At 72.2% G+C, this 14,261-nt stretch carries 9 protein-coding genes and 1 pseudogene; 7 read left to right on the top strand and 3 right to left on the bottom strand.

The window, feature by feature from the left end; translation table 11 throughout:
• Positions 1–364: 364 nt before the first annotated feature.
• The gene (locus tag ACIA77_RS12590; protein WP_395885957.1) at positions 365–1,501 is read right to left on the bottom strand and encodes a lycopene cyclase family protein; all 1,137 of its coding nucleotides are present in this window, start codon (positions 1,499–1,501) and stop codon (positions 365–367) included.
• An 88-nt stretch (positions 1,502–1,589) separates the two neighbouring features.
• On the opposite strand from ACIA77_RS12590, the gene ACIA77_RS12585 reads away from it, so the two are divergent.
• The 6 genes and pseudogenes from ACIA77_RS12585 (at position 1,590) to ACIA77_RS12560 (ending at position 9,200) form a co-directional block, all read left to right on the top strand.
• The gene (locus ACIA77_RS12585; protein WP_395886205.1) at positions 1,590–3,152 is read left to right on the top strand and encodes a deoxyguanosinetriphosphate triphosphohydrolase family protein; all 1,563 of its coding nucleotides are present in this window, start codon (positions 1,590–1,592) and stop codon (positions 3,150–3,152) included.
• Between the two features lie 246 nt (positions 3,153–3,398).
• Positions 3,399–6,266 (top strand): S8 family serine peptidase, encoded by a 2,868-nt coding sequence (locus ACIA77_RS12580; protein WP_395886204.1) that lies wholly within the window; start codon positions 3,399–3,401, stop codon positions 6,264–6,266.
• A gap of 53 nt (positions 6,267–6,319) precedes the next feature.
• Positions 6,320–6,988 (top strand): acVLRF1 family peptidyl-tRNA hydrolase, encoded by a 669-nt coding sequence (locus tag ACIA77_RS12575; RefSeq protein ID WP_395885956.1) that lies wholly within the window; start codon positions 6,320–6,322, stop codon positions 6,986–6,988.
• Positions 6,989–7,173: 185 nt separating this feature from the next.
• A pseudogene (locus ACIA77_RS12570) lies at positions 7,174–7,761 on the top strand (ATP-binding cassette domain-containing protein); the annotation flags it as partial.
• A 75-nt stretch (positions 7,762–7,836) separates the two neighbouring features.
• Positions 7,837–8,811 carry an ABC-F family ATP-binding cassette domain-containing protein gene (locus tag ACIA77_RS12565; RefSeq protein ID WP_395886203.1) on the top strand — a complete coding sequence of 325 codons (975 nt, stop codon included), beginning with the start codon at positions 7,837–7,839 and terminating at the stop codon, positions 8,809–8,811.
• Between the two features lie 179 nt (positions 8,812–8,990).
• A complete protein-coding gene (locus ACIA77_RS12560; RefSeq protein WP_003071237.1) occupies positions 8,991–9,200 on the top strand; it encodes a helix-turn-helix domain-containing protein in 210 nt (69 codons plus the stop codon).
• On the opposite strand, the gene ACIA77_RS12555 is transcribed toward ACIA77_RS12560, so the two are convergent.
• Entirely contained in the window at positions 9,187–10,530 is a 1,344-nt protein-coding gene (locus ACIA77_RS12555; RefSeq protein ID WP_395885955.1) for a glycosyltransferase 87 family protein, read from the bottom strand. The two genes, ACIA77_RS12560 and ACIA77_RS12555, sit on opposite strands and share 14 nt — an antisense overlap.
• A 250-nt stretch (positions 10,531–10,780) precedes the next feature.
• Between ACIA77_RS12555 and ACIA77_RS12550 the strand changes: the two genes are divergently transcribed.
• Positions 10,781–12,661, top strand: a complete 1,881-nt coding sequence (locus ACIA77_RS12550; protein ID WP_395885953.1) for an ABC transporter ATP-binding protein — start codon at positions 10,781–10,783, stop codon at positions 12,659–12,661.
• 409 nt (positions 12,662–13,070) lie between these two features.
• Here ACIA77_RS12550 and ACIA77_RS12545 read toward each other — a convergent pair whose 3' ends face one another.
• Entirely contained in the window at positions 13,071–14,228 is a 1,158-nt protein-coding gene (locus tag ACIA77_RS12545; protein ID WP_395885951.1) for a serine hydrolase domain-containing protein, read from the bottom strand.
• Between the last annotated feature and the right edge of the window lie 33 nt (positions 14,229–14,261).

Raw genomic sequence — 14,261 nt, 5'->3', positions numbered from 1 at the left:
CGTTGTCAGCAGATGTTCACCGCGCCGGAACCTGAGTTACCTGAATCGGAGTAACGAAATCGGTAGTGCTCACTCGATCGGGATGGATTTCCGCGGGCCGATCGGAAGTGTGAAAATTCCCGTCACCGCAGTCTCGGGCCGGTGGTCGCGCACAGTGCGTGTCGGTGCGGATCACGCCAGTGACCAGCAACGAGGTCGCTGCCGACCTTGATCGTTTCAAGCGAAGAAGATTCAGGTGCGGATTTCGCGGGAAGGGCCGCGATCGTCGCACCGGTTTCGCACACGGGCACGTTCCCGGCTGAGCCGGCCGCACGGTTTTGCGCCGATTCCCGACGCGCTGTGGCGAACCGCATCCGGTTGGTGATTATCGCCGTCCGGCCAGCCGGGCCCGGATCGGCGGTGGCGCGGCGCGGAACAACCGGGTCATCGCGGCCGCGGTGCCCGGCAAGTCCTCGCGCCCCGACGTGTACGCCCGCTGGAGATCTCCGGGCAGCCCGAAGAACAGGTCGAAGAACTCGGCGAGCTCACCCGGTGACATCCGGCGCAAAGCACGCAACCCGTACCGCCGCAAGGAATGCACGGCCCGCGCCTCGGCCGTCCACAGCGTCCGGCGCGCAGCGCGGACGGCCGCCTCCGGCCCCGCTTCGAACGCGCCCGCGAGTGCCGCGGCCACGCGCGGCGCGAGCCGCAGCGCCGTCGCCACGCTGTACCCGGTGGCCGGGTGCACGAGCCCCGCCGCGACCCCGAACGGGACCACCGCACCCCGGCCCGGCAGCGGCACGTCGAGCACGATCCGCACCCGTTCCTCCCTCCCGCGAGCGCGCAGGCCCGCCGCGGCGAGCCGGGTTCGCAGCCGCGCCGCGAGTTCGCCGACGGGCACGCCCGGCCGGCGCGCGAGACACGTCTCCTCCACGAGCACCGACCCGTCGCCGAGCGGCAGCAGGTAGCGGAAGCTGGGCGCGCCCTCGCGCCAGTCCATGAACACGGCCGTGTCCGCCGCGCCCGGAACCAGCCGGTCGGCCTCGGCGGCGGGCAGCACGAGCCCGTACGCCGTCTGCTCGGCCCGGTGGCCCCGCGGCGGGCCGCCGGACAGCACGCGGTGCGCGCCCGACGCGTCGATCACCACGGCGGCGGCGAGCCGGCGGTCGTCGGCGAGCACCACCGTCGAGCCGTGCCGGCCGTGCTCCGCGCCGGCGACCCGCCCGGTCACGACCGTCACCGGCGCGGTCGTGAGCAACGTGCGCAGCCCTTCGTTGTCCAGCACCAGATAACGCCGCGCCAGGCGGTGCTCGCGCGTGCCGAACGCGACCGTCTCGCCCGGGGCCGACGCGATCACCGGCGACGGCAGCCCGGGCAGCTCGTCGGCCCACAGGCCGTAGGTGCTGCGCCACGGCGCGAGCGGCGCCGGGTCGACGAGCGTGGTCGCGAGCCCGCGCCGGGCGCAGGCGCGCGCGAGCGCCCAGCCGGCGGGTCCGCCACCCGCGATCAGCACGTCGGTCACCCGTCCGATCCTGCCGCATCGGCGCCCGGCTTCCGGTGAGCCGGCGGGCTGGAGGGTTTACGGTGCCCGGATGGCTACGGTGGTGCGCATGGACGAGACCGACCCGAGGGCCGCGCGCCGGGATCCGGCGAGCTCGGCGGGCGGGTACACCGATCTCGCGACCAGCCCGTTCCGCATCGACCGCGACCGCATCGCCGCGTCGCCGTTCTTCGCCCGGCTGGGCGGGGTCACGCAGGTGGTCAACGCCGGCGGCGCGGGCCTGCTGCACAACCGGCTCACCCACAGCCTCAAGGTCGCGCAGGTCGCCCGCGCGATCGCCGAACGGATCACCGGCGCCAGCGAGTCGGCGGAACTGGCCGCGAAGCTCGGCGGCTGCGACCCCGACGTGTGCGAAGCCGCCGCACTCGCGCACGACCTCGGGCACCCGCCCTTCGGGCACCTCGGCGAGCAGACGCTCGACCGCATCGCCCGCCACCGCTTCGGCCTCGCCGACGGCTTCGAGGGCAACGCGCAGACGTTCCGCATCCTCACCACCACCGACGTGCGCGGGCCGTCGGCCATCGGGCTCGACCTCACCGCGGCCGTGCGCGCGGCGGTGCTGAAGTACCCGTGGGCGCGCCTGCACCACCCGCAGCCGCACCCCACGGCGATGCCGACACCTCCGCGCGGCGCCGCCGAACCCGACAGCGCGCCGGGCACGGGCGCGAGCAAGTTCTCGGCCTACGCCACCGAACTCGACGACTTCGCCCAGGCGCGCACCCCGTTCGCCGGCCGCGTCGAACAGTGGCAGCAGACGGTGGAGGCGTCGGTGATGGACACCGCCGACGACATCGCCTACGCGATCCACGACCTGCAGGACTTCCACCGCATCGGCGTGCTGCAGCACGCGCCCGTGGCCGCGGAGCTGGGGGAGTGGCTCGGCCACGCGCTGGAGCTGGCGGCCCTCGACGACGACCGGCTGGCCGCCCAGCTGCGCCGCCCCGGGCGCTCGCTCGAACAGCTGCGCCGGCGCACGCACCTCAAGGACAGCTGGATCGTCGACGACGACGCGTTCGCCGCCGCCGTGCGGCGCGTGCAGCGCGAGCTCGTCGACGGCCTGCTCGCCGACGGGTTCGACGGCTCGATCGAGGCCGAGCAGGCCACCGCGGCGTTCTCCGCGAACTGGACCTCGCGGCTCGTCGACGGGGTGTTCGTGCTGTCGTCGCCGTCCACGCGGTCCGGGCACGTGTCGCTGCGCACCGCCCAGTGGCACGAGGTCCAGGTGCTGAAGTTCGTGCACCGCCGCTTCGTGCTGCTGCGCCCGGATCTCGCGCTGCACCAGCGCGGCCAGGCCAGCCTCGTGACGTCGCTCGTCGACGCGCTCGACGCGTGGCTGCTCGACCGCGACGAGGTGGGCCGGCTGCCGCGGCGCCTGCACGACCTGGTCGAGCTCGCCCACGACGAGTACGCCGGATTGGTGCGGACCGCGCCCGAACTGCTCATCGGGGCGACCGGCGAGCGCGTGGAGGGCACCGACGCCGTCCGCGGCCTCGCCCGGGGGCGGGCGGTGGTGGACTTCGTGTCGTCGCTCACCGACAAGCAGGCCGTGACGCTGCTCGACGCGCTGTCGGGGCGTGCGGCGCAGCCGTGGTCGGACTCCTTCGTGCTCTGAGCCGGAGCACTGCCGCTGAACGGCCTACGACCTCTGTCGGGTTGGGGAAATTCACGACCATTTGTCACCCTAACGGCCGTTTGTAACGCTGTACGCGCGGTACTTAGCTGGATCCAGCCGGTGATCACCGGCGTTGGCCAGCGTGAGTCGGGGCACGCGGTGCGAGATACGGAGGCGCGCGTGCGTCGAAGCCGTTCCAAGCCCCTGTCCGGAAGAGCCACCACGAGAGCGAGATCCCGGGCGACGATCGTCGCGGCCGGGGCCGCGGCGCTGATCGCCGCACTGGGAGCCGTCGCCCCACCCGCGGGCGCCGCGACCGCGGGTACCCCGGATTCCCTCTCCGCCAACGCGGCGAAGCAGATCACTGCGTTGCAGGCCGTCAAAACCGGCCAGACGAAAGCCGAGTCCAAACTGGACAGCCGGCTGCTGGTCGCGCAGCAGCTGCGCTCCCGGCGGCTCAGCGCCGCGGTCGTGCCCGGCCTGAGTTCCGGCGCCGGGAGCACCGCGGTCGTGGACATCCGCGCCACCAAGGTGTCCGACGCGCTCGTGAGCGACTTGCGCAAGGCCGGTGCCGCCGTGCGCACGGTGTCGGACAAGGCGGCGAGCATCCGCGCCGAGGTCCCCCTCTCGGCGTTGCCCGCGATCGCCGCGCGCGCCGACGTGAAGCGGGTCGAAACCGCCGATCCGGCGATCACCGCCCACGAACTGGAAACCAAGGCGGCGCAAGGGAAAACCGCGCCGGCCGAAAGCAAGGAGCAGAAGGCCGCCCGCATCGAGGGCGCGCTGAACCAGGCACAGGCGGCGCAGAAGCAGCGCACCGCCGCGGCCACGATCACCAGCGAAGGGGACCGGGCGCACAACGCCGACGTCGCACGCCAGCAGTTCGGCGTGACCGGCACCGGGGTGAAGGCGTGCGCGCTGTCCGACGGCGTCGACTCGCTCAAGGTCTCGCAGGCCAAGGGAGAGCTGCCGGCCGTCGACGTCGTGCCCGGGCAGGAGGGCGACGGCGACGAGGGCACCGCGATGCTCGAGATCATCCACGACCTCGCGCCCCACGCGGCACTGGGCTTCGCGAGCGCGTTCAACTCCGACGCGAGCTTCGCGGACAACATCCGCAAGCTGCGCTTCGACGAGCACTGCGACGTGATCGTCGACGACGTCATCTACTTCAAGGAATCCCCGTTCCAGGACTGGATCATCGCCCAGGCCGTGAACGACGTGACCGCCGACGGCGCGCTCTACTTCTCCTCCGCGGGCAACGAAGGCAACGTCGCCGACGGCACCGCCGCCCACTGGGAGGGCGACTTCGCCGACTCCGGCAAGGCGGTCGGCAAGTTCGCGGGCAGCGCGCACAACTTCGCGGGCGCGGCCGGCAACCAGATCTTCGAGCCGATCTCCGACGCGTCCTCGGGGAACATCCCGGTGACGCTGCACTGGTCCGATCCGCTCGGCGCGGCCTCCGACGACTACGACCTCTACTTGCTCGACGCGGCGGGCAACGTCGTCTCGTTCAGCCAGGACGTGCAGGACGGCACCCAGGACCCGTACGAGCAGCTCGCCACCCCGCTGTTCGGCGGCACCGGGCTGCGGCTCGCGATCGTCAAGTTCGCCGGCGAGGGCCGCTACCTGTCGCTGACGGCGTTCGGCAGCCGCTTCCGCGACTCCGCCGACGGGCTCAAGGCCTACAGCACCCCGGGGGTCGTGGTCGGCCACTCCTCGGCGCGGGACGCGTTCGCCGTCGCCGCCGCACCCGCGGCCGCCGCGTTCGGCCGGCTGCTCGAGCCGGGTGACCCGGCGAACCCGACCGGTCCGTTCCCGGGTGCGTTCTCCTCGGCCAGCAAGGCCGAGCGGTTCAGCTCCGACGGCCCGCGCCGGATGTTCTACGAAGCCGACGGCACGCCCATCACCCCGGGGAACTTCTCCTCGACCGGTGGCGAAGTGCGGAACAAGCCGGAAATCACGGCCGCCGACGGTGTGCGCACCTCGGTGGGCGGCTTCGACCCGTTCTTCGGCACCTCGGCCGCCGCGCCCCACGCGGCCGCCATCGCGAGCCTCGTGCTCTCGGGCAACCCGGGTCTGTCCGCTTCGGACGTTCGCGACGCGTTCCTCCGCACCGCCGTGGACATCGAAGCCCCGGGCAGCGACAACCTCACCGGCGCGGGAGTGCTCCTCGCCGACAAGGTGCTCGAGTACACCGGCGCCAGCCCGCAGCCGTACGCGCAGGCGCAGCAGCCCACCATCACCGGGCCCGACGGCGGCAGCACGCTCGACCCCGGTGACACCGCGAAGGTGACGCTGCCGGTGACCAACACCGGCGACGGGACCGCCGTGTCCACGAGCGTCGTGCTCACCACGTCGACCCCGGGCGTCACGATCGCGCCGCGCGCCAAGTCGTACGGCACGATCAGCCCCGGCCAGACGGGCGTGAACGAGTTCACCGTGACGGTCCCGGCGACCCAGGGCCTCGGCGTGCCGGTGGTGCTGACCGCCAGGGTGACGTTCGCCGGTTCGTTCTCACCGGTCACCAGCACGTTCGCGGTGCCGGTGGGCACGCCGTCGCCGGTGGTGCAGACCTTCTCCTACACCGGCCCGCCGGTGGCGATCCCGGACAACTCGCAGCTCGGCGCTTCGGTGCCGCTGGTGGTGAGCGGGGTCGGGGCCGCGTCGAAGGTCTCGCTGTCGATCGACGGGTCGAGCTGCACGGCGGATGAGGGCTCGACCACGGTGGGGCTGGACCACACCTACGTCGCGGACCTGGTCGGCACGCTGACCTCGCCCTCGGGCGCCACGGCCACGCTGTTCCAGCGGGCCGGCAGCGGCGGCAACAACCTGTGCCAGGTCGTGTTCGACGACAGCGCCCCGGCGTTGCTGAGCACGGTCGGGTCGCAGTTCGCGCCGTTCACCGGCACGTACCTGCCGATCGACCCGCAGACGCCGCTCGCGGGTACCTCGGCGGACGGCACGTGGACGTTCAAGGCGGTCGATGCCGCGAACGGCGACAGCGGTTCGATCCGCAGCGTCTCGCTCCACGTGAACGGCTACGCGCCGGCGGGCACGGCCGGCACGGCCGCGCTCGTGGCCAAGACGGTGCACGCCGGTCCGGCGATCGCCTGATGCTCCGGTACGGGGCCGGCGCGGGTTCGCGGCGGCCCCGTACCGTGGCGACCATGGCCGGTGCACGGCAGGTCGCGGGTGGGGGACGAGCGGTCGAGGTCGCGCCCGGGCGGCTCGCGGGCTGGTTCACCCGCTTCGCCGACCGCAACGACGGCGTCCGCACCACGGAACTGGGGCCGGCCGAGGTGCGCGTCACCGCCGCCAACGGCGCCACGGCCACCGCGACCGTCCCCTTCGGACCGCTCGCGGACACCGGGGTCCGCACCGGACTGGCCGTCGAACCGCTCGTGGCACACGCGCTCGCCTCCCGGGTGATCGCGGTGCTGCTGGTGCGCCTCGGCGGGCACTCCCTCGGCCTCGCCCGCGACGGCGTCGTCGGGCTCTCCCGCACCGACCGGCACCTCGTGCCGGGCCGCACGGCCGCGGGCGGGTGGTCGCAACAGCGCTTCGCCCGCCGCCGCGCGGGGCAGGCGCGCACCGCGCTGCGCGCCGCCGCGGACGAAGCCTTCGAGGTCCTCGTGCCCCGGTTGTCCGAAGTGGACGCGGTGGTGCTCGGCGGTGACCGTCGCGCCCTCGACCGCCTCCGCGCCGACCGCCGCCTGGGCCCGCTCTTCGCCCGCGCCGAACCCCGCGTGCTGGAGATCCCCGGCCCCCGCCGCGCCGTGCTGGACGAAGCGGCCCGGCGGGCGATCGCGGTGCAGGTCGTGGTGCGCGAGGCGTGAAGCCGGCGTGAGTCCCGCCACGGGGCCGAAAACCGCTGGCGGCCGACCCGTACACTGGGCACCGTGGAGATGGAGATCCTCAGGGAGTAGCCGCCGCACCGCGCGCTCGTGACCGATCCCCGCCGCGGGCGGAGATGGTGGGCGCTGCCGGTGCCCGATGCTGTCCACGTCCACCCCCGATTCCGGGAGTTCTCTTGATCACGGCCACCGGCCTCGAGCTGCGCGCCGGCTCACGCATCCTGCTCAACGGCGCCACCCTCCGCATCCAGCCCGGCGACCGCATCGGTCTCGTCGGCCGCAACGGCGCGGGCAAGACCACGTCGCTGAAGGTCCTCGCGGGCGAGGGCGAACCGCACGCCGGCGACGTGCGCCGCAGCGGTGAGCTCGGCTACCTGCCGCAGGACCCGCGCGAAGGCGACCTGTCCGTCACGGCCAAGGACCGCGTGCTGTCCGCGCGCGGCCTCGACACGCTGCTGCGCGACATGGAGAAGGCGCAGACGGCGATGTCCGAGCTCGTCGACGAACGCCAGCGCGACAAGGCCGTGAACCGCTACAGCCGGCTCGAGGAGCGGTTCGCGTCGCTCGGCGGGTACGCCGCGGAGAGCGAAGCCGCGCGCATCTGCTCGAACCTCGGGCTGCCCGACCGCGTGCTCGCGCAGACGCTCAACACGCTCTCGGGCGGGCAGCGCCGCCGCGTGGAGCTGGCGCGCATCCTGTTCGCGGCCGCGGAAGCGGGCGCCGGCGGCAAGTCCGAGACGATCCTGCTGCTCGACGAGCCCACCAACCACCTCGACGCCGACTCGATCACCTGGCTGCGCAGCTTCCTCAAGCAGCACGACGGCGGGCTCGTGGTGATCAGCCACGACGTGGAGCTGCTCGCCGACGTCGTGAACAAGGTCTGGTTCCTCGACGCCACGCGCGGCGAGCTCGACGCCTACAACATGGGCTGGCAGCGCTACCTCGACGCGCGGGCCACCGACGAGAAGCGCCGCCGCCGCGAACGCGCGAACGCCGAGAAGAAGGCGTCCGCCCTGCAGCAGCAGGCCGCGAAGCTCGGTGCGAAGGCGACGAAGGCCGTCGCGGCGAAGAACATGGCCCGCCGCGCGGAGCAGATGCTCTCGGCGCTCGACGAGACGCGCCAGGCCGACAAGGTCGCGCGCATCAAGTTCCCCGAACCCGCGCCCTGCGGGCGCACCCCGCTCACGGCCGACGGGCTGTCGAAGTCCTACGGCTCGCTCGAGATCTTCACCGGCGTCGACCTCGCCATCGACCGCGGCTCGAAGGTCGTGGTGCTCGGCCTGAACGGTGCCGGAAAGACGACGTTGCTCCGGTTGCTCGGCGGAATGGAAACTCCGGATACCGGCTCCGTCGAACCGGGTCACGGATTGCGCCTGGGCTATTACGCACAGGAACACGAAACCCTCGACCACGAAGCGACGGTGTGGGAAAACATCCGCCACCTCGCCCCGGACACGGGGGCCCAGGAGCTGCGCAACCTCCTCGGCTCGTTCCTGTTCACCGGTGAGCAGCTCGACCAGCCCGCCGGCACGCTCTCCGGCGGTGAAAAAACCAGGCTGGCGCTGGCGGGTCTGGTCTCCAGCGCGGCGAACGTGCTGCTCCTGGACGAGCCCACGAACAACCTGGACCCCGCCAGCCGTGAGCAGGTCCTGGACGCGTTGCGCAGCTTCGCCGGGGCCGTCGTGCTCGTCACGCACGACCCGGGCGCGGTAGAGGCTCTTGAGCCCGAGCGCGTGATCCTGCTGCCCGACGGCACCGAGGATCATTGGTCGGAAGATTATCTGGAACTTGTCCAGCTGGCGTGATCAGATGCGTCCATTTGGGTGCTTGCCCCGGCGCGCAGAGCACTTGAATGGCCCAATGTGATCGCAGTTTCGGTTGTTTTACGTCTGTCGTCTGGCATTCCGGCGCTCAGTGTTCGATCATTGCCCCGGCAGGGGCCGTTAAGTGGCCCAGAACTCCACTCGGCGGGAAGGCGATCGACGTGGCTGATCTCAAGAAAGGCGCGCGGATCACCGGCAACACGCGCGACAAGCTGGCCGCTGACCTGAAGAAGAAATACGAGAAGGGCTCGAGCATCCGAGCCCTTGCTGAGTCCACCGGACGTTCCTACGGGTTCGTCCACCGGGTTCTCTCGGAGTCCGGGGTCCAGCTGCGGGGGCGCGGCGGGGCCACGCGGGTCAAGAAGAAGTAGCACCAGGGTGACTGCGCGGGGGGCGCAGTCCCTGTTCGGCCGCTCGGAAAGCCAGCACTCCTCCGAGCAGCACCAAGGGATAAACCAGGTAGCCGTAGCGGGTTGCCGGGGTGAGCAGGATCAACGCGCCGAGTCCGACGACGATCCGCAAGAGCGCGGCGGATCCCGTCGCGGGGGGCCGGCGCACCAGCCACACCAGCATCGCCACGGCCGCGGCTGCCACCAGGACGAGTGAGATCACGCGGCCCGCTGAGCCGGTTTCCGCGATCAGGTGGCCCGGAAGCGGGCTCGCCGCGGGGGAGCGCACCACGCCCATCCCGAGCGGGAACCGGATCACGTGCTCCACGAACGCGTCCGGCGCGACCAGGTACACCGGCAGGTGCAGCACCACGGTCGCGGTGACCAAAGTGGTCACGAACCACGCAAGTGCCCTGCGGTCACGAGGTTTTTCACCGTGCCCGGTGTCGTCCTGCCCGGCTTGCGCGCGCCGCCGGCAGAGCACGAACACCGCGAGCACCGCCGCCGCCGGCGCGACGATCAGCTTCGCGCTGATCACCAGCGCCAGCACGAAACCGGACCAGCCCGCGCGGCCGGTCGCAGCGAGTGCGCAGGCGAGCACGAGCAGTCCCACAATGGCGAGATCGGGGCCGGCAACGGCCCAAGTCAATGCGGTGAGTGGGCACGCGATTGCCAATTGTGCCGAAAGAACCGGAATTCGCGGCCATTTCAACATTCGTAGCGAAGCGATCACACAGAGAGACGCACAAAGCGCGAACATCCACCGCGCGTCGGTGAGCGCATTGGTTAACGGTGTTCCGCCGAACAACGCACGCGGAAGGCCGAACACCGTCATCACGGGCCCGTACGGCGTGTAATCGTTCACTTCCGGTGCGCGCCCGAGAGCGTTCACGTCGATGTAGGGCGTGCCGTGCTGCAGGAGCAAACTCGCACTGCGTTCGATCACCCACACCTCGGGCTGCGCGGCCCACGAGAACGGGGTGACGAGCCAGTCCACTCCGGTCAGCCGGCGAATCACGAGCACGGCGAGCGGGACGATCATCGCCAACAACCCGATCACCGCGATGCCGCACCACCGCGAGCCGAGCGGCCCGCGCCGGGCGCGCCCGAGCCGGGCCGACACGAGCAGCCACCCGCTGTGGGCGGCGGCGAACCCGTAGGCGGCCGCGGCGAACGTGCCCCAGATGCGGTAACCGTAGAATTCGGACACCAGGGCGCTGATCAGCGCGAAGGCGAAGCAGCCGAGGTAGAAGACGACGTCCCAGGTGAGCACGAGGCTCACGCGGCCGGTGGTCGGTCGGGCGGGGGCCATCAGCACTTGCCCGGTGTCCTTCGCACGTCTTCTCCCTCGTCACCCGGCATTTCCCGTCGGGTCAGGCTACCGAGCGCGCCGCGCCCGGGCCGAGCCAGTGGCCCTACGCTGGCTGCGCTCCGCCGGCGGAGCGTGTTCACGATCGGTGAACGCGGTGGGGAAGAACTCCGGGCGAACCGGCGTTGTGCAGGTCATATCATGACAAAAGCTTGAGTAATATAGAGGTTTTCTGACCCGGGGGAGGCTCCACATGGACAACACGTGGGCGTTGCTCGGCTCCGCGATGCGCGGGGCCGACACGCCGAGGGCGCTCACGCGCGGCACCGTGAAGCGGGTCGCGCGGTTCGCCCGTCCGCACTGGGTGCGGCTGCTGGTCTTCCTGGTGCTCACGATCGTGTCCGCCGTGCTCGCCGTGACCACACCGGTGCTCGCGGGGAAGGTCGTGGACGCGATCGTCGGCGGCCACGACCTGTCGTTCGTGATCTGGCTGGCCGTGGTGATCGCCGTGCTCGCCATCCTGGACGCGGGGCTGGGGCTCGCCGAGCGGTGGCAGTCGGCGCGCATCGGGGAGGGCATCATCCTCGACCTGCGCGTCGCGGTGTTCGAGCACGTGCAGAAGCTGCCCATCGCGTTCTTCACGCGCACCCGCACCGGCGCGCTCGTCAGCCGGCTCAACAACGACGTGATCGGGGCGCAGCGCACGTTCACCGCGACGCTGTCGGGCCTGGTCACCAACGTGATCCAGCTGGTGCTGTCGCTGGTGGTCATGGTGACCCTGTCGTGGCAGGTCACCGTGGTCGCGCTGGTGCTGCTGCCGATCTTCGTGCTGCCGGCGCGCCGGCTCGGGCGCCGCATGGCGGGGCTGCAGCGCGAGGCCGCGCAGCTCAACGCCGGGATGACCACGCAGATGACCGAGCGGTTCTCCGCGCCGGGCGCCACGCTCGTGAAGCTCTTCGGCCGGCCGCGCCAGGAGGTCGACGAGTTCGGTCAGCGCGCCGGGCGGGTGCGCGACATCGGGGTGCGCACCGCGATGCTCACGCGCTGGTTCATGACGAGCCTGACGCTCGTGTCGGCGCTGGCGCAGGCGCTGGTCTACGGGCTCGGCGGGTACCTGGCCTTCACCGGGCAGATCGCGCCGGGCACCGTCGTCGCGCTCGCGCTGCTGCTGACCCGGCTGTACACGCCGCTGACGGCGCTGGCGAACGTCCGCGTGGACGTGATGACCGCGCTCGTGTCGTTCGAGCGGGTCTTCGAGGTGCTGGACCTCGAGCCGATGATCAAGGAGCCCGCCGCCCCGAAGGCGCTGCCGGCGGGCGGGGTTTCGGTGGAGTTCGAGGACGTGCGCTTCGGCTACCCCGCGGCCGACCGGTTCTCGCTCGCGTCGCTGGAGGACGTGGCCACTTTGGACAGCCGCGGTGGGGAAGAGGTGCTGCACGGCGTCAGCTTCCGCGCCGAACCGGGCCAGATGGTCGCGCTGGTCGGGTCGTCCGGCGCCGGGAAGTCGACGATCGCCTCGCTGCTGCCACGCCTGTACGACGTGGACGGCGGTGCGGTGAAGCTGTCCGATGTGGACGTGCGGGACCTGGACTTCGCGACGTTGCGCGCCACCGTCGGCGTCGTGACGCAGGACGGGCACCTCTTCCACGACACGATCCGCGCCAACCTGGCCTACGCCCGCCCCGGCGTGACCGACGACGAGATCTGGGCCGCCCTCGACCAGGCCCGGCTCGCGCCGCTCGTGCGGTCCCTGCCGGACGGCCTCGACACCACCGTCGGCGAACGCGGCTACCGCCTCTCCGGCGGCGAGCGCCAGCGCCTGACGATCGCGCGCCTCCTGCTGGCCCAGCCGAAGGTCGTCGTGCTCGACGAGGCCACCGCCCACCTGGACTCCGAATCGGAAGCCGCCGTCGGCGAGGCCCTCACCGGCGCACTGGAGGGCCGCACGGCGCTGGTCATCGCCCACCGCCTCTCGACGGTCCGCGCCGCCGACCTCATCCTCGTCGTCGAACACGGCCACATCGTCGAACGCGGCACCCACGAACAACTCCTCGCCCGCGGCGGCCGGTACGCCGAACTGCACCACACGCAGTTCGACGCAGACGAAGACGAAGAGGAGCCGGTGGTCGCCTGACCCCCGCCCGGCGCGCCACCTCGGCGCGCCGGGCGAGTTCGCGCCGGAGCCGGCGAGCGGGCCGGGTCCTTGGCCGGCCGTACTCGCGCGGCTCGTTGCCTCGGTCTGGGGCCGGGTGCGGGGTTCTTCGTGTGGGGAACTCATTTGGAGGGTTGGGGGCCGAGTTTCCGGCGGCGTCGGCGTGCCGGGCGAGTTTGTGCCCGGACCGGCGATGGGCTGGGCGGTCGGCGGCCCTGCTCCGCGGCTCGTTGCCTCGCCTTGGGGCCAGCGGGTTCTCGGTGCGGTGAAGCCGTTCGGAGGGCCTGGGGGCCGGGGTTGCGGCCGCTTCGGCGAGTGTGTGCACGAAACGGCGCTGGGTGGGGCTCGTTGGCCGCGGGCGGTCGTGAGCAGCAGGCAGCGCGCCGGCCGGTCAGTCGGCCAGGCAGGCGAACGTGGCGTTCACCAGTGCCATCTTCCGGGGGTCGTCGCGCAGGAGTGGGCCCATGCGGTTCATCACGTAGCCGAAGCCGATGCCGGTTTCGGGGTCGGCGCCGCCGGAGGAGCCGCCGAGGCCGTCGTGGCCGAAGGCGGCCGGGTTGGGGCCGAAGCCGCGGGCGTCGCTGCCGAGGTAGAAGCCCAGGGCCCACTCGTTGGGCACGCCGGCGACGACGTCGACCTCCTTGCCCTGACCGGCGCGGGCCCGGGCGAGCGCGCCCGCGGAGAGCAGCCGCCCGTCGGCCAGGGCGCCGTAGACGGTCGCCAGTGCGCGGGCCGTGCCGTGGCCGTTCAGCGCGGGCAGGACCGCGCGCCGCCACGCGGGATCGTTGGCGTGGTGGCCCTCCACGCGCGGGTTGGCCATCGCCGCGAGCGCGACCGGCCCGGCGTTCGCGAAGGCCTCCGTCAAGGCCGTGGTCAGCTCGGATGTCAGCACCGGCTCGACGAGCGTGGAGCAGCGGCCGAGCTCGGCCTCCGCGACGCCGAAGGAGAAGTCGACCCCCAGCGGCTCCGCGACCTGCGCGGCGAAGAACTCGTCGATGCCCTGCCCGGCGACGCGGCGCACCACCTCGCCGACGAGGAAGCCGAAGGACAGCGCGTGGTAGCCGCTCGCGCTGCCCGGCGGGAACAGCGGTTCCTGGGCCGCCAGCAATCCGGTGATGTGGTCCCAGTCGTAGAGCTCCTCGACCTTCACCGGTCGCTCCACGCCGACGCCGACCACCCCGGAGCGGTGCGACAGCAGCCAGCGCACCGGGATGCCGTCCTTGCCGGCGGCGGCGAACTGGGGCCAGTACCGCGCGACGGGCGCGTCCAGGTCCAGCTCACCCGCGTCGGCGAGCAGGTGGGCGCAGAGCGCGGTCATGCCCTTGGTCGTGGACCAGACGTTGGTCAGCGTGTCCGGCCGCCACGGCGTCGCCCGGTCCGGATCGGCCCAGCCCGCCCACAGGTCCACCACGACCTCGCCGCGGTGCACCACGGCGAAGGCCGCGCCCAGCTCACCGCGCTCGGAGATGTTCTCGACGAACGCGCGCTGCACCCCCTCGAAGCCGGGCTCGCACGTGCCGTGCAGGGTCACCGCGGTCTGGTCGTCCACGTCCCGCCTCCACTCGACACCGACTGGTCGGTA

It is taken from the genome of Amycolatopsis sp. NPDC051903 (genome assembly GCF_044452505.1).
Classification (GTDB): domain Bacteria; phylum Actinomycetota; class Actinomycetes; order Mycobacteriales; family Pseudonocardiaceae; genus Amycolatopsis.
This window is presented reverse-complemented; position numbering and strand designations above follow the sequence as displayed.